The sequence below is a fragment of the Hugenholtzia roseola DSM 9546 genome (assembly GCF_000422585.1).
In the GTDB taxonomy this organism is placed as follows: Bacteria; Bacteroidota; Bacteroidia; order Cytophagales; family Bernardetiaceae; genus Hugenholtzia; species Hugenholtzia roseola.
In genome coordinates this window covers 15,067-33,023 of the sequence record NZ_KE383890.1, presented here as the reverse complement: position 1 = coordinate 33,023, position 17,957 = coordinate 15,067, and the positions used below count along the sequence as shown (strand labels likewise).

8 protein-coding genes are annotated in these 17,957 nt (G+C 44.1%); 7 read left to right on the top strand and 1 reads right to left on the bottom strand.

From position 1 onward, the window contains the following. The first annotated feature begins 123 nt into the window (after positions 1 to 123). Positions 124 to 627 (top strand): IS1634 family transposase, encoded by a 504-nt coding sequence (locus tag G500_RS0121105; RefSeq protein ID WP_027003978.1) that lies wholly within the window; start codon positions 124 to 126, stop codon positions 625 to 627. A gap of 248 nt (positions 628 to 875) precedes the next feature. Here the strand turns inward: G500_RS0121105 and G500_RS24540 are convergent, their stop codons facing one another. Then, on the bottom strand, positions 876 to 7,805 hold the full coding sequence (locus G500_RS24540) for a T9SS-dependent choice-of-anchor J family protein (RefSeq protein ID WP_035758377.1): 6,930 nt from the start codon (positions 7,803 to 7,805) through the stop codon (positions 876 to 878). Between the two features lie 830 nt (positions 7,806 to 8,635). Between G500_RS24540 and G500_RS0121080 the strand changes: the two genes are divergently transcribed. From G500_RS0121080 to G500_RS0121045, 6 genes are all read left to right on the top strand, one after another. After that, positions 8,636 to 9,799: a fatty acid desaturase family protein gene (locus G500_RS0121080; protein ID WP_051204006.1), complete on the top strand. Its 1,164-nt coding sequence runs from the start codon at positions 8,636 to 8,638 to the stop codon at positions 9,797 to 9,799. A gap of 697 nt (positions 9,800 to 10,496) precedes the next feature. Further along, positions 10,497 to 11,504, top strand: coding sequence for an aspartate-semialdehyde dehydrogenase (locus G500_RS0121070; RefSeq protein ID WP_027003975.1), 1,008 nt, complete (start codon positions 10,497 to 10,499; stop codon positions 11,502 to 11,504). Next, a complete protein-coding gene (locus G500_RS0121065; protein ID WP_027003974.1) occupies positions 11,497 to 12,147 on the top strand; it encodes a hypothetical protein in 651 nt (216 codons plus the stop codon). The genes G500_RS0121070 and G500_RS0121065 overlap by 8 nt, the downstream gene beginning before the upstream one ends. 71 nt (positions 12,148 to 12,218) lie before the next feature. Beyond that, the gene (locus tag G500_RS0121060) at positions 12,219 to 12,989 is read left to right on the top strand and encodes a phosphosulfolactate synthase (RefSeq protein ID WP_027003973.1); all 771 of its coding nucleotides are present in this window, start codon (positions 12,219 to 12,221) and stop codon (positions 12,987 to 12,989) included. Between the two features lie 262 nt (positions 12,990 to 13,251). Beyond that, a complete protein-coding gene (locus G500_RS0121055) occupies positions 13,252 to 16,551 on the top strand; it encodes an aminotransferase class I/II-fold pyridoxal phosphate-dependent enzyme (RefSeq protein WP_027003972.1) in 3,300 nt (1,099 codons plus the stop codon). Positions 16,552 to 16,680: 129 nt separating this feature from the next. Further along, complete coding sequence (locus tag G500_RS0121045) at positions 16,681 to 17,859, top strand: SPFH domain-containing protein (protein WP_027003971.1); 1,179 nt, start codon at positions 16,681 to 16,683, stop codon at positions 17,857 to 17,859. The last annotated feature ends 98 nt before the right edge of the window (positions 17,860 to 17,957 follow it).

The window sequence follows — 17,957 nt, the reverse complement described above, 5'->3', positions numbered from 1 at the left end:
ACTAATTTTGCACCAAAACAGACTTATTTTAAGAGTTGATGGCATTTCTACGCAAAGACAAAAAAGGGGGCGAGTATTATCTTCGTATCTGTAACTTATCAAACACAAAATAATTTTTTAGGTATGCAGTCAGTTTCACTTCAACATTTTTATTATAGTTTAGATAAATTCAATCTTTATAGTACAGAACTACAAAAATTAGTATTTCAAAAAAATAAGCAATTACAATTTTATGAGTTAGACTTAGTTTTTTATGATGTTACGACCTTCTATTTCGATTCAGAAGTAGTAGTAGAAGAAGCCTTGCGTCAGAAAGGTTTTAGTAAAGATGGTAAAATTGGTAAAACACAAGTTGTTTTAAGATTATTATTAGACAAAAACGCATTACCGCTTGGCTACGGCTTGTATGCAGGGAATCAGTATGAAGGACATACTTTGGTCAAAGAAATAGACAAATTAAATCAATTATATAATCTTAATAAAATAACTTTAGTAGCCGATAGTGGCAGGCTAAATGCTGCTAATTGTCGGGCAGTCAAGGGAGCAGGTTACGATTTTTTGCTGGGCGGACGATTGAAAAATCTGCCCCAAACAGTAAGAACAACGCTTTTAGATACGACAAAATAAAGAAGATTTTTATATCCGTTCCGTGTTTAATAATCACACGGAACAAATCCTTAAATATTTACAAATCAAAAGATTGCTCGATATGACCACTAAGAACTTGATAACCAAATACTTAGCCTAAAATGTAGTGCCACTAAAAAAAGCAACTACTTGATAATCAAATGCTTAACCCGACAAAGTGTCAAAGTCAAGAAAAAAGCCACTCTTTCAAGTGGCTTTTTTTATGGATTAAGAAAGGCTTTTTGCGCTTACTCTTTCACAACCTTCACTACTTTTTGGATAGTTTCAGTGCGAATTTCTACTGTATAGACTGCATTGGCGTAGGCAGATAGGTTGAGCTGTGCCTCGCTTGCATTTTGAAGCGTTAGGCGTTCCAACTCCCTTCCCAAAGCGTCGTAGAGGCGAACTTGCAACTCTTTTTGGCTGCTTTCGAAGCGAATCAGCAGGTTGCCTTTGGTAGGATTTGGGAAAATAGCAAAGCCTTCTTCTACAATCGGCTCTTCCTCTGTTCCTGTGGTTAGGGCAGAGAAGTTTTTGCTGCGCGAATGGGCTTGGCAGCCATTTCCGTAAGTTACGACAAGACGGTAGCTTCCATTTTGGGCAGGCGTAAAACGCACCTGATTTTGCGAACCTGCTACCTCTACAAAAGCTCCACCTTCTGCGGCATTTCTATCTAAAACCTGCCACACAAAATTAGTAGAAGCAGGGTTTATTTGCGCCACTAACTCATTGCCTTCTTGTACGATACGAATTTGAGGGGCTTCAAAACGTGTCAGTGTAATTTCTTGCGAGCTTGCCGTACAAGGCGTATTGGGCAAAGAAATCACTACGCGGTAGATACCACCTTCGCTCACTTCTATTTGGGCAGAATTGGCACTGATGCGCTCATTATTCAAAAACCAAACATAACGCGCCCCTGCAATAGCAGTTACGCCAATTACTGCGGTTTCGTCTTCACAGAACTCTAAGGTCGAGGCGGTCAGGGTTGGATTGATAGGCAAATTTGCAATCGTAATTTGTCTTTCGGTAGTAGCAACACAACCTAAATTGGTATCTATTACCTTCAACACATAAACGCCCGAAGTATTTACTTCCAAACTGCCCTCTGTTCCCAAAAGCGTACCTTCCAGATACCATTCATAACGAACAGAAAGGGTAGAGTCTGTTTGGGGAGCGGCAGAAAGCAGCGTCGGATTGCAGAAGATACGTGCGTCGTTTTCTGTCTGAATAGCAGCCAAAGGCGCATAACGCAAGCTGACTTTTACAGGGGTAGAAGCGACTACACAGTTGCCACGAATGACCAAAAACTCATACCAGCCGCTGGTTTTGGCTACAAAAGTAGCGGCTTCTGCACCTCCAAAGAGGTAGCCATTGAGTCGCCAAGCATAACGTGCGCCTGCGTATGTCTGCCCTTCGAGCAGCACTTCATTTTCACACGAAACAATTTCGTTTTGTGCATTTCGAGGGTTTAAAAGGATAGCCTCATAGTCTTCATTTACGATAGCAACCACAGGCACGCGTGCGCCTTCTTGTCCTAATTCGAAAATGCTCACAAAATAGGTCTTGCTTTCACTTAGGATAGGCGTTTCGAAAGTGCCATTTACACTTTCAAAAATTGGCGTTGTGTCGGTTTCATTTTCATACCAACGATATACGCCCTGCCAATGCGATTTGCCTGATACAAAGAGAGTTACACGTCCGCTGCCGCAAACTTCGCGTACATTTTCAAGTGTAACAGAAGTAGGAAGCGTTTGTGCTAAGGCTGCAATGGTTTCGTTTGTGCCAGCGGTGTTGCAAAGCGCACGCAAAAGATACCTATATCGCGAACTTGGCTCTAAACCTGTGTCGAGATAGCTATTTTCGGTTGCTGCTACTGTTGTGATGAGTTCGCCATTGCGATAAATTTCATACGAAACAGCGTTGCTTGTACCGCTCCAAGTTAGCTCGATGCTGCTTGCGCTGATAGGCGTAGCCGTAAAGGTATCTGGTACGCGACAAGTAATAGGCGCACCGCCGCCGCCTGTGTTCGTAACACAGGGAGCTGCACCCACCGTAATAGTTCCCGTAGCCGTATTCGTACAGCCTGCCGCATTGGTGAAGGTATAGGTAATCGTATAAGTGCCTGCTCCAATAGAAGGGTCAAATACGCCTGCCGCAACCCCTGTACCGCTATAAGTGCCGCCAGCAGGTGCGCCACCTGTTAGTGCAAAAGCAGGCGCACTGATACATACATTGGCAAATGCGCCCAAAGTAACCGTAGGTAATGGATTTACGGTAATGGTTTGTGTAGCCGAGTTAGTACAAGTGCCGCTTGTGAAAGTATAGGTAATGGTATGCGAACCTACGCCAGCCGTTGCAGGGTTGAAATTACCTGCCGTAACGCCTGTACCGCTATAAGTGCCGCCAGCAGGAGAGCCTCCACTAAGCGCGAAAGCAGTCGCGTTCAGACAAACATTGTTATTGGGTTCGGTATAGGAAACCACAATGTTATTGGTTACTTCGATATTTTGGGTAGCAGTATTGGTACAACCGTTTGCGTCTGTAAAGGAATAAGTAATGGTATGGATACCGATTCCAGCCGTCGCAGGGTTGAAATTGCCTGCCGTAACTCCTGTACCGCTATAAGTACCTCCAGCAGGTGCGCCGCCTGTTAGGGCAAAAGCAGGCGCACTGATGCACACATTAGCAAATGCACCCAAAGTAACTGTTGGTAACGGATTTACAGTAATATTTTGGGTAGCAGTATTAGTACAACCGTTTGCATCTGTAAAGGAGTAGGTAATGGTATGCGAACCCGCCCCAGCCGTTGCAGGGTTGAAATTGCCTGCCGTAACGCCTGTACCGCTATAAGTACCGCCAGCAGGTGCGCCACCTGTTAGGGCAAAAGCAGGCGCACTGATGCACACATTAGCAAATGCACCCAAAGTAACTGTTGGTAACGGATTTACAGTAATATTTTGGGTAGCAGTATTAGTACAACCGTTTGCATCTGTAAAGGAGTAGGTAATGGTATGCGAACCCGCCCCAGCCGTTGCAGGGTTGAAATTGCCTGCCGTAACGCCTGTACCGCTATAAGTGCCGCCAGCAGGTGCGCCACCTGTTAGCGCAAAAGCAGGCGTGTTAGCGCATACATTGGCAAATGCGCCAAGCGTAACCGTCGGTAGTGCATTGATGGAGATAGTGGTCTGATTGCTAATTTCAGCAGGGTCGGAAGAGATAACACGTACGCTGTAATTATTTGAAGCAATCGCACCCAAAGGAATATTGAGGGTAATAGGCGAAGTTCCCGTTTGGGTAGCAGCAGGTGCAGCAAAGTTTCCATTTTCGTCGGATAGTTGTGCCGTAAAGGTATTGCCTGCGTTAAATGTGCCTACGGTTGTGAAGGGTACGCTAATGCTTCCGCCTTGACAGTATGCCATTGGGGTGATTGTACCCAAAGTAATTCCTGTCGTAACCGAGCAGGACGCAGGAGCAGTAAAGAGGTTATTGACCGTAAAGTTACAAGCAGGGTTGCCTGCAAAAGAAGCCGTAACATTGACCGCTGCACCGTTGGCAGGTAGGTTTGTAAGCGTAACCGTTTGTGGGCTTGTTGTGGTAGCAAAGGTCTGCCCATTTACGACAAGGTCGCCCACAGGATTCTGATACGTAACCGTAACTTGTTGGGTATAAGTATTCGTAGCAAGTGCGCAGGCAGTTTGTGTTCCCGCACTAATGGCGGTAATGTTGCAAAGTTCAGGGTCGCCGATGGCAAAGCCGCCTACATTGTTGCCATTGCCAAATCCGTTGGTGATGGTTGCGCTAACGGCGTGGTCGGTTGTGTTGTACGCAACGCTATTGATAGCGTGTAGCGAATTGGTTGCGCCATTGGCAGTAGGGGTAGCAGCGGTGATGTTTGAAATTGCGCCGCCTGTACGTGCTATTTGTGCGTCTATTGTCCAAGATTTGCTTGTGGCAGCTTCCCAACCTGTTTTTTCGGCGTTGGTATAATAAAGCGTTACTTGCAAACTGTTTGTAGAAGGGTTTGTCGGCGTGATGCGGAAAGATTTTTGGGTTAGATGATTGGGCGTACCTGCCGCTTCATACTCGGCTGCGCCTGTGCCTGCGCGGTCTATTTCTACCGTTGTGCAGCCATAGTCGTGTGCCGTATTGTTTTCAATCCTTGCCATTACCTTTCCATTCGGACTGATGTAAGTAACGGTGCTATTTGCGCCTAAATAAACTTGTTTAGAAGAAAGTACCGTTTCTACTTGGCGCGTTTGCTGTCCAGTCAAGACTACGTTGTCTATTGCAAAAGGCGGATTGCCGCCAGCACTGTTGTCATTGTTCCAACGCCAAACCAAATAAAGTGTGGTCTGATTTTGGGCAGCAGCAGGTAGCGTAACGGTATAGGTCGTATTAGTGCTTACGCCAAAAAAAGGCGTTGTGCCTGTAGAAGTCGCTGCATTATTGCCTGCCAAAACGGTGTAAGGTCCCGCAGGATTGGTGGCAAACATCAAACTTCCATAATCATACAAAGTACCACCTGCAAGTTCGCCATTGGCTTTGAAATCAAAACTAAGCTCTAAATTGGTGTAGCCTACCGTATTGATAGCAGGCGATACGAGCCTACGGCGTGAGGTGCTTGTGTTGGAATAGGTAAGTGGGCGTGTGGTGGAATTATTTGAAATATAAGCCGCACGGTTGCCCGTCATGGCTGCATTCTCACCAAAGACCCAATTATTATTGCCGCCGCCATTGATATTGATTTGTTGCCAACTTGTACCCGTTGTCGTAACCTGCCCCAAAGGTGCGGTTTCGAAGTCTTCTGAAAAGAGTATTTGGGTAAGAATCAGTGGGTTGTTATCTACTATTGTAAGCGTATGCGAGGTAGGTGCTACCGCTACTGCGCCCCCTGCCGTAACGTTCAAGTTAAGGATTAACGTTTCCGACAACTCTTGTGCAGCATCATCAAAAACGCGCACTACTACATTCTGACTCGCAAGCGAACCTATTGGAAAGGTAAGAGTAGGCGTAAGAAGTTGGTAGTCTATGTTGTTGGTTGCCGTTCCTGCCCCTATCGTAACGCCGACTGTTACGGCGGTGCTAATTGGTGCTAAATTGACACTAACGGGTATGCTAATATCTTGATAACCGCGACAATCAATGGTAGCCGTTGTGTTTTCCGTATGCGTACTATTAGCAGCAGCAAAAGCAACTTCAATGTTTCCATCTCTGATGTTGATGTTGTCAATCCAAGTGTTGTTGCCGTTGTTATTGGTAGCTACAAAGCGGAGTTTAATCGTCTGCCCTACAAAAGCCGAAAGATTGATGGTTTCTTTGCGCCAATGGCTTGCTTGTGTGGGTATGAAAGCGGCAGTAGAGGCAGGGGTGAGGGTCGCTAAGGCTGCGCCAGTTTTGTTGTAGGCGTTAGGTGCAGGCAGGGCTGCCCAAGTTGCGCCACAGTTGGTAGAAACTTCTATGCGCAAGCCGTCGGCAGAAGTAGCGTTGCGCTGACGGTGCGCTACATCAAATTCTAAAATCGGGATTCCTAAAATGGTAGCCAAATTGATAGCTGGAGTTACTAAGATGTCTTCTTGCCCGTTGCCCGTATAATCATTATGTCTTAGTACAATCGCGCTGGTGGGGTTGCCGTCAGAACCGCGTAGGGAAACGGGGCTATCTTCTACCCAAAGAACACAGTCGTTGTTCGGATTTTGGCGTATCCAGGAATTGGCGGGAAATATCGCACCCTCAAAATTTTCTGTAATAGGCAAAGCACCGCCTGTGTAGGTAAAACTATTCAAAGAAGCATCAAAAGGCGTGTAGGGGTCTGCCGCGCCATTGGGTAGGATAGTACGCGCTTCAAAGGTATGTACCCCTAAGGCTACTCCCAAAACGGGGTTTAGGGTCAGATTCGTTTCCGCGCCTGCTGCCAAGTTGAGCGTGTTAAAATTTTGGCTCACCCAAGCTCCGCCATCTAAGCGCGATTGTACCGTAACCGTATTCAAAATATTTGCGCCGTAGTTTTTGATGCGCACAATGGGCGTGAAGGTATTGCTACAAATGTCGCCTATGGGGGCAATCACCTGCGCTACCCCTGCATCATTGGGGTTTGGTGGGAAGCAGGCTGTGGAATTGACCAATGACCAACGGTAGGTTTCCAAGACAGTACGCATGCGCATGGCTTGGTCGCGTGTAAAGATATTCATACAAGCGTCGTTGGTATAGTCCATGTAGTTTTCAATCATATCCACACTACCACAAGACACATGACCTGTGGGGCAGTTGTAATTGGGCGCATCAGAATTAGGTGTGTCGGCGCAAAAGTCATCTACGCCACAGTTGCCATCACCCCAGATGTGATACAATCCTAACCAATGCCCAATTTCGTGTGTAGCGGTGCGCCCAATGTTATAGGGCGGTGGTCCTGCGGTAAAAGTAGGTCCTCCTACCGAGCTTGTCGTCATTACAACACCGTCTGTAACCATATTGGTAGGATTACAGGAGCTACCGCCCAAAGAGGCAGCAGGAAACTGCGCATAACCCAAGATGCCGCCAGAAATTGGCACTACCCAAAAGTTCATATAAACAGTGCCGTCGTAACCTTGTGTGGTGGTGGTGAAAGGCTTTACATTAGCATTTATGTAGGCTGCACTATAGGGAAAAGGATTCCAACCCTGTGTATTTCTATCGATGCGATTGATGCCTTCCTGCCCTGCGGGGAAAGCCGTTCCGTCGGGGCGGCGGCGTGCCAAGCAAAATTCTATTTTGGTGTCTGCGCCGTCGGGGTGCGTATTGAAACCGTTTGTACCAGCAGCACGGCGAAAGTCGTCGTTCAAGACTTGTATTTGGTCTAAAATGCGCTCAGTAGAAATATTATCTCCTGTGCCAATGGCTTCGCCGTCGTGAATGACATGCACCACTATTGGAATGGTATAAACGCCATCTACAACATGCGCCGTCTGCATAAACTGCAGTTTGTCTTGAATTGCTTGTTGCAAGTTGTTTTCAAAATCTTGCAGGCTGCCCATATCGGGCTGATTGGCACGCAGGGTGCTATCTACTTGCATAGTGGCACAGCGAATTGCGCCATTTTGTTGTGCCGAGAGGCTATTTTGGAAAAAGCCCCAACAGAGTAGCAAGTGGCTTAAAATGAGCCATTTATACCACTCTTTGTGTTTGGGTATGAAATGTTGCATGTGAGAACAAGGATTTTATTGAGTAATGATGGATATGAAAAGGAAGGGATTTTTTAATGGGGTTGATTTTAGCCCAAGTTGCTAACTTTTTTTATTGCCTGACAAGTTGTGAGGTTTTTGGAAGCCTTTTTCCTAAAAAGTGCAATTTCTGAAAGAAAACAAAACTTTCCTAATTTGCTTCTTCTTAACCCTGCATCTGAAAAGAATGTTTTTTCCCTTTTTTAAGGTTTCTTTCAAACTTGCCGCCTTTTTGTTTCTTTTTCGTTTCTAACGCAATATTAAGGAGTTTTTGGGTTTGATAAAAATAAAAAAGGCGGCTTGTGGTATAATCAAAATAAACCTACTTCTTTCTAAAAAAACGCCAATGATTATTCGGTATCAAAACCTCAACGGCTTTATTTTTGCGCAATGCTTTGGCAAGCGAAGCGTGCAAAAGAAAATTTTGAGCCTGCCAAAGCACTTTTTTTTCGTCATTTTCAGACAATTTCTTACAGAGGGTTTTTTTGATGTCATTTTTCGTTATCTTTACCCATTCTTACCCTACCCATTCCGTAGATAAGCCCCCAATTGAGACTACCCCAAAAAAGACGAAGCGAACACAAGCACCAAATCTGAGGCATCAAAAAATATAAAACTGCAAAAAATATAACCACAGGGCTGCTCCAAATCACGATTCAACCGCTGTATCAAATCATGAAATCGTCTTTCCCAAACATTTTCATAAAACAAGCGATTTGTAAATAAAACGCTTTCAAACCAAAACAACACGCCTTACTTTTATTCATTCACCTAATAATACCGTCTTTTATCTCTTGATTCATCAAACCTACATGCAAGAAACCAAAACCACCACCGCCAAAATGTTGCGCTTTGTCGATGCCGACCCCAAAAAGGCGCAGTTTTATAGCACCCTACGCAAGCGCGTAGATGCTTATTTTCAAGACAACAACCTCTCTAAAAAAGGCAATTTTGCGATGTTCCTCAAAAGTTTTATCTTTTGTGGAGGCGTGATTCTCTTTTATGCCCTCATTATGTCGGGACAATTTTCGCCCCCCATGATGCTCCTTTGGGCAATTTGTTTGGGCGCGTTTGCTGCCTTTGTGGGCTTCAATGTAAGCCATGATGCCATTCATGGCTCGTATTCAAATAATACGCTCCTCAATAAAATCATGGGACACTCTTTTAGCCTTTTGGGTGCAAATGTAGATGTTTGGCGCGTGAGCCACAATGCCGCCCATCATACCTACACCAATATCGCAGGACACGACGAAGATATAGATGTAGCACCGGGTCTTTTGCGCATGTCCGAAGCCGAAAAACTCAAAGGCATTATGCGCTATCAGCACCTTTATGCTTTTCCGCTTTATGGCTTGGCTTCGCTCTCTTGGGTGCTTAGAAAAGATTATATCAAATTTTTTAAAGAAAAAATAGGACAGGTAGAAAATAGAAAGGAAAGCGGTTGGGCGTATTTCAACCTATTTTTCTTCAAATTTCTTTACTACATTATGTTCATTGCCCTGCCGCTGATATTTTTGGATATTACAGTGCCGCAGTTTTTGCTCGGATTTTTGATGATGCACCTCACCGAAGGCTTGGTCTTGGGCTTGGTCTTTCAATTAGCGCACGTAGTAGAAGGCACAGACTTTCCCTCTCCCAATCAGGAAGGCAACATCGAAGAAAATTGGGCGATTCACCAGATGCACACGACGGCTAATTTTGCACGTGAAAGTGCGATTGCCAATTACCTTTGTGGAGGCTTGAATTTTCAGATTGAACACCACCTTTTCCCGCACATCTGCCATGTGCATTACAAGGAAATTTCCAAAATTGTAGAAGCTACCGCAAAAGAGTTTGGCGTGCCTTACATTGAAAACAAAACCTTTGTGGGTGCTTTAAAATCGCATTATCGCTGCCTGAAAAAATTTGGAAAAGAAGCCTTAGAAGCCGCCCAACAAGCCACAAAGCCGCAGGCGCAACCCGTAGAGCTTTCTTAAAAAAATTGTAAAAAATCGCAAAAAGTCGCAAAAAATAGGCGTTGTTACAACGATAAAAGCCTTAAATGCACCCCACCCCAAACCCCGCCCCCATAGGGCGGGGCTTTGATTCGGAATCATTTTTTTTGCATAAATGCAAAAAAAATGATTTGGTTTTCGAACCCTCCCCTATGGGGGGAGGGCAGGGTGGGGGTTCAGCAGGTTTGCACCAAGCACAAAACTCCGTTTTTTGACCTTCTGACCGTTGTAACAACGCCAAAAAATACAAAAATCATAAAGATTTTCTGTATTAGCCTGACCCCTCCCCTTAAAAAGGAGGGGTTTTGCGTTTAGACCGCTCTACCCCAGTGATGTTAAATTCTAAAAATTAGATGCAAATGTAGGGACAAGTCATCGCCTTGTCCTATGCCCCAAACCCTAAGGGTCTTCAAGACCCTTAGGGTTTAAGTCCAAATTTTATTTCGTATCAAATTTGAAAAAACAAGGCTTTTTACAAAACTTAACATTACTGCGCTCTATCCTCTCTTGAAATGTGAAGGGGCTTCAAAACCCTTCGTCTTTTGGTAGCGGTGCAAGGCGATTTTTTGTTTTTTGAGAAGAAATAGGTACTTTCGCACCCAAATAAGAGAAGCAGTGCCGCTCGATAATGAGCGGCTTGCTTCCTTCCCTTTCTTCACCTCAAATCGCAAATGCTTTCATGAAAGTTGCTATCGTTGGTGCTACAGGTTTGGTAGGACAAGAAATGTTGGCTGTCCTTGCCGAGCGCAATTTCCCCCTTTCCGACCTTATTCCCGTTGCCTCCGCGCGTTCTATCGGAAAGATGGTGTCTTTTAAAGGCAAATCTTATCCTATCAGAAGCCTACAAGAAGCGATTGCGCTTGCCCCCGATGTGGCACTTTTTTCGGCAGGTGGCAGTGTTTCTTTGGAATACGCGCCCCAATTTGCCGCCGTCGGTACTACGGTTATCGATAATTCGTCGGCTTGGCGCATGCATCAGGCACACAAATTAGTCGTTCCCGAAGTGAATGGCGATGTCCTAACGGCAGCGGATAAAATCATTGCCAATCCCAACTGCTCGACAATCCAGATGGTAGTGGCACTCAAACCTTTGCACGACGCTTTCAAGATAAAACGTATCGTCGTTTCTACTTACCAATCCGTTACAGGCACAGGAAAAGAGGCAGTAGAGCAGCTTATGGCAGAGCGCAAAGGCGAAAATGACGTGAAGCGCGTCTATCCGCACCCGATTGACCTAAATGTGTTGCCGCATATTGATGTCTTTTTAGACAACGGCTACACCAAAGAGGAGATGAAGATGGTCAATGAAACCAAAAAAATCCTCAACGACTACACGCTCGGCGTTACCGCTACTACGGTGCGTATCCCCGTCATGGGCGGACATTCCGAAGCCGTCAATGTAGAATTTGAGCGCGATTTTGACCTTCAAGCGGTGCGCCAGATTTTAGAAAATGCAAAAGGCGTAGTGGTGCAAGATGATGTCAAAAACAACCTCTATCCCATGCCTTTGCTTTCCCACCAAAAAGATGAGGTCTTTGTGGGCAGAATCCGACGCGACGAAAGTCAGCCGCATACCCTCAACCTTTGGATTGTGGCAGACAACCTACGCAAGGGCGCGGCTACCAATGCCGTCCAGATTGCCGAATATCTCCTCGAAAAACAAATCTTAAAACCTTCTCATGACTAATTACAAACGCCTTTACGACCAAAGTTGGTATGAACAAGCCTTTGCCCTTTATGCCAAATGCAACAAAAACGACTTCGAAATTGCCGAACTTTTCGAGGACAGCAGCTTTATGGTCAGATACCAAGACCATTACTATCAGATTTCGCACACCCTCGACTTATATAGCGAAGTCGTAGAAATTTTGCAGTCTGACGCTTGGATTCTCGACCCCTATTATTGGATTTTGGCTTGCGAAAGTGTAGCCATCGAGCAGCCTGCCTTTCAAAATGCCCTACTCAAAAAGGTAAGCGGCGAGGAAAAGAAAATCTTACAAGAGGTGCAAAAGCGAATCCCTGCCCTTCTCAAAGAAGCCAAAGAAAATGCAGAGCCGCCGCAGGGGTATGTATGGTTCGATATCTATGAAAGTTCGCCCGAAGGCTTGTACCAAAAGGCGGTGGATTTGGTCTTGGAGCAGACAAAAGACAAAAAAGTTCTTTTTGAAACGCTTTTTCAATTGATGTGTGAAGAAGGCGTAGAAGCCTTTGCGCACGAGGTAGAAAAACCCGTCTTCGAGCAGGTGCAAATCAAAGACCTGCGCTCTAAAAAGGACGAAATTTTTTACATCTTTTCGCTTTCACCCGAAATTTGGGAGGACGAAGACTAAAATCAACGCCATAGGCGAAGCCTTTGCTGCCTATGGCTTGCCCATCTATTCCAACTTATTCTCACTAATAAATGCAAGAACAAAACTACTTCTTGAAGCAAGTCCCCGAAAGAACGGTAAAGCCCCGCAGTCAGGGCTATACAATGGTCATGGATAAGGGTTTGAGTATCCGTGAAGTCGAGGATATGATAAGTGTAGCAGGCGACCATATCGACATCGTCAAACTCGGCTGGGCTACTTCTTATGTTACCAAAAATCTCAAAGAAAAATTAGCCGTCTATAAAGCGGCAGGAATCCCTACTTATTTCGGCGGAACGCTTTTCGAAGCCTTTTTGGTGCGCGACCAAATCGAGGACTACCGTAGGGTTTTGGATAAGTACCAAATGGAATTTGCCGAAGTTTCCGATGGCTCTATCGAATTGCCTCACGACGAAAAGTGCAAATATATTTCACTTTTAGCCCAACAAGTTACGGTACTTTCCGAAGTAGGCTCGAAAGATGCCGAAAAAATCATTCCCCCCTATCAATGGATTCAGCTCATGCAAGCCGAATTAGAGGCAGGCGCGTGGAAAGTTATCGGCGAAGCAAGAGAAGGCGGAAATGTGGGTCTTTTTCGCTCCACAGGGGAGGTGCGTTCAGGTTTGGTGCAGGAAATTCTCACCAAAATCCCCGCTGAAAAAATTATTTGGGAAGCTCCCCAAAAATCGCAGCAGGTATTTTTCATCAAATTAGTAGGGGCAAATGTCAATTTGGGCAACATTCCTCCCAATGAGGTCATTCCCCTCGAAACCATTCGGCTGGGATTGCGCGGTGATACGTTCCACTTCTTTTTAGATAAGTAAAAAATTGATACGATTAAGTTCAGACCCCTCCCCTTCTAAACAGTAATGTTAAGTTCTGTGAAAATTCTTGTTTCTTCAAATTAGAAACGAAATGAAATTTGAACTTAAACCCTAAGGGTCTTCAAGACCCTTAGGGTTTGGGGCATAGGACAAGTCAATGCCTTGTCCCTACATTTGACTCTGATTTTTAGAACTTAACACCGCTACCCTTCTAAGGGAGGGGTTTGGCTTAGTTTAAAATCTTACCCTATTTTTATATTCTATGCAAAAATTTCCCTTCCAAAGCCAAACAATTCCCGAATTTTTACAAGATTGCGCCCAAGAGAGCCAAAAATCCTATCAAAATTTTAAGCAAATCTTAGAAGCCCTTATCGCGCCCACTACCCAAAAGCAAGCACGCATTTTTTTACAAGATTTGTATCAATATCTCAAAAAAGAAGAAGGCGGTCTTGCTTCTGAAAGGCAGTTAGCACATTATCATTTTTCTTTTGTAGAAATTCAAGTATTAAAAGATACGCTTATTTTACTACAATTTCCGAGCATTTTCGCGCCCGAAGATTGGTCTTTTACTTTCTATGAAGGACTTTCGCGCTACGCACTGCCCGATTTTAAGGACAAAAAAATTACCGAGTTGGGTAGTGGAAACGGCTGGATTTCTATTGCCTTAGCAAAAGAGTATCAACCTGCTCAAATATTTGGTTTAGATATAAATCCAAGAGCAAAAGTATGTGCTACCCTCAATCTCTACCTACAAGCCCTCGACGGGCAAGGAAATTTAATCGTAGAAGCCGACGGAAAATCGCTTTTAGACCGCGTACAATTTGAAACTTCCGACCTTCTTTCGCACCTTTTAGAAACACAAGCCCAAAATCCGAAAACAGAGAAACTCGACGTTATCTTGGGTTGTATTCCGCAGGTTTTAAATCCCGACCAAGAGGTAATTAGCAATATCATTCCCGAAAATGCTACTGATGATTATTTATATTCACTAAGTAACTATTGTGGAAAACAAGGCTATGTAGAAGACCAATTTGGCTTAGGACTTATTGCACGCACCTTAGAACAGGCACTCGATTTGCTCAAACCCAACGGAAAAATTATCCTCAACATGGGCGGACGACCCAGCGAAACCGTCTTAGATAGGCTCTTTCAAAGGCGCGGTTTTAGAATCAAAAAAGTATGGCAACGCAAAATTATACAAGCCGCCGATACAGATATTCAGCCTTTGGTTGAAATAGAAAAATATTCGCCGCACCGTTTTGAGTTTTTTATAGGAAAAAATAGTACCGAAGCCATTTCTGCCACTACCGCACAAGCCTATTTAGCGCAGGGGGGCGAGATAGCCCATTCGCTGACGGTGTATGAAAACCGTTTGCGCGAACCCTATAAGATTCATAAAATCTTTCAACTTTTAAAAGAAGATGCCTATCAGCAGGCAAAGTCTGCCTTAGATTTGCACTTCGAGCGCGAGGAAGTAGCAGACGAAAAAATCAATTTTTTAGCGACTCTTTCGGAAACTTTACAAAAAAATAGTTTTTTCCCTTATGAAAAAACAGAAGGTACAGATAATTTACGCAACTATTTTGCAGACTATTTGAAAAGTTATTTTTATGTACCTTTTTCTAAAAAAAATATCCTAATCGCACCCGAAGCGGCGGCTCTTTTGCGCAATCTCATGCAGGTGTATCAGCCTAAAACGGTAGTGGCGACACGCAATTTTTCAAAAATATTTAAAAATTATAGCCAAAAAGAAAAAAACGATTTTTATACTTACTTAGAATCACCTTCACAAGCGCATCTGGCGCATGAACTCATTTCAAGGCTTGCGCCGCAGATGGCATTTCTACAACTGTCTGATTTTCAGTACAATACCCCTGATGCTTTTGTTAGGTTGGTAGAAATTTGCGAAAAAGTAGGAACGCGCCTTTTTATCGATATTTCGCACATCTTTGAACTAAGTAGCACGCCCAAAACCAACGGCATCTTTCAGTATCTGGTGCAGGAAAAACTGCCTGCCCATGTAGGGATTCTTTGTGGTTTTGAAAACAATTTAGTATATGAAGATTTGCAATTAGGGATTTTGCTTTCCGAGAACGAAACCTTACATGACCTTTTGGCAAAGGCTGCCGAATTTACTTATAGCCGCACGCCCATTCTGACGCAGGAATATTACACGACTTTGCTTTATGATTTGCTTCGTTTTCAGATGTTGAAGGTACGCAGCGATTGGGGAAAAGAAAGGAGTTTAGTTCTTGAAAATGAGGACTTTCATCAGCGATTTGTAATGCCCAAAGTAGAGGTTTTGGAGGCTTTTCAGCACCCCTGCTTAGAAGCCCTAACTTTGCCACTTGAAGCGCAAAGTATTCGTTTGGATTATGGTGAAAATGAATTGCCTTCGCCAAAAGCCCTAAAAGCAGCACTTTTCGAGTCTTTTGTACGCCAAAATATTACAGAGGCAGAATCCGACTTAGAAAAAGATATTAAACTATTTTTAGAAAAAAGATTTGGTGTTTTGGCAGAAAAAAATGCCACACTTTATTATGCAGGTGGGGTCGCGCCTATCTTTTCTGAAATAGCACAGAAGGCAGCTTGGGCGGGCGAAACGCTTATTTTTCCACAGGGCGCGTATGGCTATTTTTATGCAACGGCGCAATTTTATCAGGCAAAAATTCAAGAACTTCCTACTTCTGCTACAAATCAGTTTAAAATTAATGCTTATGATTTGGCAGAAGTTTTAGAAAAAAACCACAAAGAAGGTAAAAAATCTTGTCTATTTCTTAATGCGCCTATCGTCAATCCTACGGGTGCGATTTATTCGCCACAGGAAATTAACGAAATTTTGGCTGCCTGCGAAAGGTACGCTTGTAAGGTGGTCTTAGACACTGTTTTTTCTGGTTTGGAGCATAATAACGTTTATACTACTTATCAATTAGAAAAATATTTTGCCAAACCTTTGGAATTGCTCCTGATTGGCGGACTTTCAAAAGAAATGGCGGCGGGCGGTTTGCGTTTTGGCTTTGTGTATTTTAGAAATCCTACTTTATTAGAAAAAATTGACAAACAAGTTTTAAATCAGCCACATTACACCATTCGTTTTGCCTGCAAACAAATTTATCAAGCCCTTATTGACAAAGATTCTTATTTATTTAAGGAACTAAAAACACAACAAGATACCTTGCAAGTGCGTGCCAAAAGGCTGGGTGAGGTCTTGGAAGAAACAGGTTGGGAGGTAGTCAAACCAATGGGAGGGCTTTTTATGGTGGCAAAGCCGAGTTTTTATTTAGGCAAAAAATTGAGCCTGACTTGGCTTCAAAAAATAGCTCAAAAGGAAGAAAAAGGCGATAAAAATCCTAAAAAGATTGAAAAGTTTTACATTTTAGATAGCCATAATATTTCAGAAGCTATTTTTTATAGCACAGGATTGCTGCTCAATAACGCCCAATGGACAGGAATCCCGCTTCATTGTCGCTTTGTTTTGAGTGTAGAAGAGGCTACTTTCGAGGCTGCCTTGCTTGCCTTAGAGGATTTCTATGCAAAAGTACGCGCTTGCTGTCAGCTCTAAGCGGTTATTTTTTCAAAAAAATGCCGTATCTGACAAAAAAAGTTGCTAAAAATTTGGCTTTTATCTCAAAAAAGCCTATCTTGTCCTTGAATCTAAAATTTATTTTTTTACCTCAAATCCATATAGCTCATGTCATTTTGGGATAAAGTTCGAAACCAACTCGTCGATGTCATCGAGTGGTTAGATGGAAGCAAAGACACTATCGTCTATCGCTTCCAACGTGGCGACAACGAAATTAAGTACGGCGCACAGCTCACCGTCCGCGAAAGTCAGGTGGCGGTATTTGTCAATGAAGGGCAGTTGGCAGACGTTTTTCAGCCCGGACGTTATGAATTGGTTACGAATAATATGCCCATTCTAACGACGCTCAAAAGTTGGAAACATGGTTTTAATAGCCCCTTTAAAGCGGAGGTCTATTTTATCAATACGCGCGTTTTTTATGAAAACAAGTGGGGTACGCCTAATCCGATTCGCGTGCGCGACCCCGAATTGGGTTCGATGGGCGTAGAAATTCGTGCCTTCGGTAGTTATTCCTATAAAATTGTAGATGCGCCGCGCTTTCTCTTTGATGTAGTGGGTACGGAAGGGCATTTTACTACCGAAGAAATCAACGGCAAATTGCGCCGTCTGGTTATCAAGCAATTTACGGACGCTTTGGGTGAGAGCAAGATTCCATTTTTAGACTTGGCGGCAAACTACGCCGACCTTTCGGATATGGTCAAGAAGCGTCTTTTGCTCGATTTCGATAAATATGGCGTAGAAATTACGGATTTTGTAGTAGAAAATATTTCGCTGCCCGACCATGTACAGAAGATTTTGGATAAGCGCAACGAAATGGAAATCATGGGGCGTGGTATGGAAGGCAACTTCAATAATTACAACCAATTCCAGATGACCAACGCCATGAGCGAAGCCATGAAAAATACAGGTGCAGGGGGCGGCGCAGGAGGCGGATTGGCAAGCGATGCCATGAATATGAGCATGGGTTTTGCTATGGCAAACCAATTTGTGCAGCAACAGCAGCAAATGAACCAAAACATGGGAGGCAACTTCCAACAAGGGCAACAGGGCGGACATCACGCACCGCCGCCGCCTGTGGCAGCCTTTCATGTCTATCTCAATGGGCAGCAGATGGGTCCTTACGACATGAACATCTTGCGCCAAATGGTGCAAAGTGGGCAGCTCAATGGGCAAACAATGGTATGGAAAGCAGGCATGGCAGGCTGGTTAGCAGCCGCACAAGTGCCTGATTTACAGCCGCTTTTTGCTTCTATGGCACCACCTCCACCTCCGCCGCCGCCTATGTAGTCTTTTAGAAACAAAATCGTCTTTTTATTTTATAGAAACCTTCAAAGTCTAACCTTTGAAGGTTTGCCTTTTCACCCCCACCTAAAAGCGTCGTTCCC

Coding starts and splice junctions, on each gene's coding strand:
- G500_RS0121105 (WP_027003978.1), top strand. CDS start 124: ATGCAGTCAGTTTCACTTCAACATTTTTATTATAGTTTAGATAAATTC.
- G500_RS24540 (WP_035758377.1), bottom strand. CDS start 7,805: ATGCAACATTTCATACCCAAACACAAAGAGTGGTATAAATGGCTCATT.
- G500_RS0121080 (WP_051204006.1), top strand. CDS start 8,636: ATGCAAGAAACCAAAACCACCACCGCCAAAATGTTGCGCTTTGTCGAT.
- G500_RS0121070 (WP_027003975.1), top strand. CDS start 10,497: ATGAAAGTTGCTATCGTTGGTGCTACAGGTTTGGTAGGACAAGAAATG.
- G500_RS0121065 (WP_027003974.1), top strand. CDS start 11,497: ATGACTAATTACAAACGCCTTTACGACCAAAGTTGGTATGAACAAGCC.
- G500_RS0121060 (WP_027003973.1), top strand. CDS start 12,219: ATGCAAGAACAAAACTACTTCTTGAAGCAAGTCCCCGAAAGAACGGTA.
- G500_RS0121055 (WP_027003972.1), top strand. CDS start 13,252: ATGCAAAAATTTCCCTTCCAAAGCCAAACAATTCCCGAATTTTTACAA.
- G500_RS0121045 (WP_027003971.1), top strand. CDS start 16,681: ATGTCATTTTGGGATAAAGTTCGAAACCAACTCGTCGATGTCATCGAG.